Origin of the sequence: Corynebacterium sp. MSK204 (genome assembly GCF_030229885.1) — a bacterium.
GTDB lineage: Bacteria > Actinomycetota > Actinomycetes > Mycobacteriales > Mycobacteriaceae > Corynebacterium.
In genome coordinates this window covers 1-3,643 of sequence record NZ_JASPGQ010000036.1, presented here as the reverse complement: position 1 = coordinate 3,643, position 3,643 = coordinate 1, and the positions used below count along the sequence as shown (strand labels likewise).

Sequence of the window (3,643 nt, the reverse complement as noted above, 5' to 3'; positions counted from 1 at the left end):
TAGGTTTGTCGGTGGTTCATAGCTACAGGGAAACGCCCGGTCCCATTCCGAACCCGGAAGCTAAGCCTGTACACGCTGATGGTACTGCAACCGGGAGGTTGTGGGAGAGTAAGTCACCGCCGACACCAAACAACAAAAAGACAACTACATACTGATCCACGGTAGTCCCCGGAAGACCACCACCCCGAATAATTGTGGGTGGTTGGTGTTTCGGGGACTACTTGTCGTTTTACCCCAGGGTGTATTTGTGGGTTGTACTCTGTCGAGCTGGGGTTGCCCGCAAATCGTGGACAACTAGTGAAGCTACCTAGTGGTTAGGCTGCTATTTCTTCTCTGCTGTTGGTTAGGCTGGTGTGGTTCTCGAAGTTGATGTTCAAGAGACTGAAATGGTAGCGGTGTGGTGAGTATCTGGTAGCACCTGAGTGAGTATCCGGTAGCGGGTAGACTCGGGCCTCGACTTGTTGACTTTCCGAAAGCAGCCGTTCGTCAACGCTGCGTCCTGCTAGGCGGTGGTCGGGCCGAGGCTTCGCAGTGCATGGTTCGATTGTGGAATGGACCGGTGGGAGCACTCGAGCCGACGGTAAGAATGCTGCCGTAATAGCAGTGTCATCACGGCATGATAATCCCTCATGGCAGACCCCTTTCAGGATGTGCCGCACCCGAGTGGTGCGGCTACCGGGAGTATCATCCCGAGCCTGGTGAGCCGCTACCGGATAGCGACTAGAGCGCAACCGGATAGTCACGACACTGCTACCAAATACCCGGGCGCAACAGTTGACGGGGCTGACCATCCCGAGTGCTTCAGTGCCTGCGCCGACGGTTGTAGACGACTTCAATCCAGTAGGCAACGGCCTTGCGGGCGGATTCACGGGTGGCCCAGTGCTTCCGGTCGTAGAACTCGGTTTTAAGCGTCGACCAGAACGACTCAGCCATCGCGTTATCGAAACACACTCCGGTACGCCCCACGGATTCGGCAATGCCCAAATTGCGGCACACCGCCCAGACCTGCTCGCTGATGAATTGAGTTCCGCGATCAGCGTGAAACACTAGCCCATCAGCAACGTCACCGCGCAGTGTGTGCGCCATCCGCAGTGCTCGTTCAACCAGGTATGTATCTTGCAGGCTATCCATAGCCCAGCCCAGTAAAACCTGCGGGAATGGCCGTCGCGGACCACGCACAAATACAACTAGGGGCCTAACCACCGACGTGTTCGCTTTCCGGGGGCTAGGCCCCAGATACACCACACTAGCGGATGCAATCCTCTATTACCGGAAAGCATATTCGATATTGAACAGCGAAGCCCTCTTCCTTAGAAGGAGTGCGGGGGTACAGCATTATACAAGCGATACGCGGGCCAGGTCCCCGAAAGGGGGCCACTTTCGTTCCGACTCTGTGTACATAGCTAGAGAAAGTATCTGGATTTCGATAGAGCCGCCGTTAGAAGGTGATAAAGCCCCTAGGTGATATTTCTTTCTGATTGTCTCTTTAAAACATGACTGGTGACACCGAAGCTATTTCAACTAGGACAGTCGTTTTACTCCCGGAAGGTATTATAATGTCTCTGTGTTACATCTTGAACTCGCAAGGTAGGCAGACAACTACTCGTTCTGTTAGAAAAAGAATAGTTGCTTTCCTAATGTCTACGGTTCTTCCAATGTCCTCTTTGTTGATAATTCCTTCTGCAAGTGCTGAGAGCATTTCAGGATCTGATCCCATCTATAGTGAAAACGTGGAAGGGTTTCCACCGGAGTTTTATGAAGCTCTCGAGAATGCATCGAAAGAATCTACTCCCCAAGACGTAGCTGCGGCGCTTTTTCCAAACGATCTGGAAGCTCAAGCTGAGATAATGCCTTCGCTTCGTGAAATTGCAGCAATCCAGAAGCAACATTCTGATTCGGGAAAGGTTTCTGTCCGCGCGGTTCCAGCCGCTATCCTGCCGTTCATTGCTGCAATTGGCGGCTGCGTCGTAGGGGCTCTTGGAGGAACCGCTACAGCCGAGCTGGTTAGTAAAATAAGGCATGGTCACCGACTAGAAGCCGAAGCACGTGTTGATGCGCTAATTGGTGGCTGCATCACAGGGGCAGTCCCTCCGATTCTTCGGCCCGTCGCAAAGGCTGCTAAGACTCCCATTCGTAACGCCGTATTAGCGCTTATGATTAGGTGGTATCAGATAACTTAAGGGCTGAGTAGGAAACTTATGGAAAATGAAGTTTGGCCTCTTTGGCAAATCATCACCGCGTCTCTCTTAGGAGCTATCGTGGTCACCATTATATCGCTACAGAGTGAGCGGGGAACCCTAGTGGAAGCGATTTTAATCTTCTGTTTGTCTTCGGTCTTTCTTTTTATCGTGTTCTTTTCTGCAGCGAGACTGTTCAACGCGCTCTACCGACGCTGGAACTCTTCTAATCAGGAATAAAAGTATATTTATAACATCCATTTCTTTCATTACTGGAACACCAATTGCTTCCAGCAATGCCGTAGCCGCACTTTAAGGGCTGTGCAACTGGGCACCTCATGCACTTGGAGTACGTAGGGGCATGTGCAAACCCTCCGTTGTGAAGTGTCCCAGGTTTTGGTCCGTTTGAGTAGATGGGAAAATCTGGAACATGCCAAGAAAATTTGACCAAGATGCGAAGGACCGTGTGGTCCGTCTTGTAGAGGATCGTATCTTGGCGGAAAATATGTCGATGCGCCCCGCGTGCCAGGCAGTAGCTGCAAAGTTGGGGTTTCATGGCACACGGCTCGTCTATGGACTTAAGTCTGCTCGTCGTGCGGGAAACACCCCAGAACCTGTGCCTGAAGATTTGGCTGCCGAAAATGCCAGGCTACGCCGTGAAAATCACCAGCTTCGAGATACCAATGAGTTGCTGAAGGCCGCGTCAGCTTTTTCGCCTCACGACCAGGCCCCAAGCCTCGGTTATGATCCGGTTCATCGATAAATACCGCAATCATTTCTCTGTCGAGTTCATCTGCACTGGCGTTAAAAGAATAGCCGGGCTGGTGGGTTCATCACCGCGCGTGGTTATCGCCAGTCCAAAGCCCGAGGGCTAAGTGCTCGTCGCCTTCGTGACGGTTGTTCTAGTTGAACGCATTAGTGCTGTTCATCGGGATAATGACGGTGTCTTAAGCGTGCGGAAAATGTGGCATGCACTTCACCGTGACGGAATCGATATCGGTCGCGAACAAACCGCCCGACTGATGCGCCTGGCTGGCGTTTCTGGCAAAGGCAAGAGGGTGTCCGTTTCTTTGTGTGCGGGGGTTTGGTTTACAAGTAGTCCGCGAATCGGTCGGGGTACGCCACGGCTAGTTGGTTGATGGCTTGTTTCCAGCCGGATACTCGTGCTCTTTCCACGAGCCTGCTGGCTGTAGCTGAGGCTCGTTTGCATTGCTTGGATCTCTTTAAGGCTCGTTTGTCTTCAATAGTGCAGATCATCAACCACAACGTCTTGAGCGCTGATTCATCGTTGGTGAACTGCACCCGGTTACGGGTGGCTTTGCGCAGCTGGTTGTTAAACGGCTCAATCGAATTTGCGGTTACCCTCGAGTAGTGGACACCCTATTAGTACGGATCTTGTGTCCGTAGGAGAGGATGTTCATTGTGAGTTCGTCAAGGAAGAAGTACACCCCGGAGTACCGGCAGGA

At 52.2% G+C, this 3,643-nt stretch carries 3 protein-coding genes, 1 rRNA gene and 2 pseudogenes; 4 read left to right on the top strand and 2 right to left on the bottom strand.

Annotated features, from left to right (window positions below):
• The first annotated feature begins 7 nt into the window (after positions 1-7).
• Positions 8-125, top strand: a 5S ribosomal RNA gene (gene rrf, locus QP908_RS11620).
• Positions 126-776: 651 nt separating this feature from the next.
• Here rrf and QP908_RS11615 read toward each other — a convergent pair.
• A pseudogene (locus QP908_RS11615) lies at positions 777-1,187 on the bottom strand (transposase); the annotation flags it as partial.
• Positions 1,188-1,655: 468 nt separating this feature from the next.
• On the opposite strand from QP908_RS11615, the gene QP908_RS11610 reads away from it, so the two are divergent.
• From QP908_RS11610 to QP908_RS11865, 3 genes are all read left to right on the top strand, one after another.
• Positions 1,656-2,180, top strand: a complete 525-nt coding sequence (locus tag QP908_RS11610; protein ID WP_284772346.1) for a hypothetical protein — start codon at positions 1,656-1,658, stop codon at positions 2,178-2,180.
• Positions 2,181-2,607: 427 nt separating this feature from the next.
• Positions 2,608-2,940, top strand: coding sequence for a transposase (locus QP908_RS11910; protein WP_198010394.1), 333 nt, complete (start codon positions 2,608-2,610; stop codon positions 2,938-2,940).
• 199 nt (positions 2,941-3,139) lie between these two features.
• The gene (locus tag QP908_RS11865; RefSeq protein ID WP_350338380.1) at positions 3,140-3,316 is read left to right on the top strand and encodes a hypothetical protein; all 177 of its coding nucleotides are present in this window, start codon (positions 3,140-3,142) and stop codon (positions 3,314-3,316) included.
• Here the strand turns inward: QP908_RS11865 and QP908_RS11600 are convergent.
• Positions 3,267-3,536: pseudogene (locus tag QP908_RS11600) on the bottom strand (IS256 family transposase); the annotation flags it as partial. The gene QP908_RS11865 and the pseudogene QP908_RS11600 sit on opposite strands and share 50 nt — an antisense overlap.
• Positions 3,537-3,643 lie beyond the last annotated feature (107 nt).

Coding starts and splice junctions, on each gene's coding strand:
- QP908_RS11610 (WP_284772346.1), top strand. CDS start 1,656: ATGTCCTCTTTGTTGATAATTCCTTCTGCAAGTGCTGAGAGCATTTCA.
- QP908_RS11910 (WP_198010394.1), top strand. CDS start 2,608: ATGCCAAGAAAATTTGACCAAGATGCGAAGGACCGTGTGGTCCGTCTT.
- QP908_RS11865 (WP_350338380.1), top strand. CDS start 3,140: ATGTGGCATGCACTTCACCGTGACGGAATCGATATCGGTCGCGAACAA.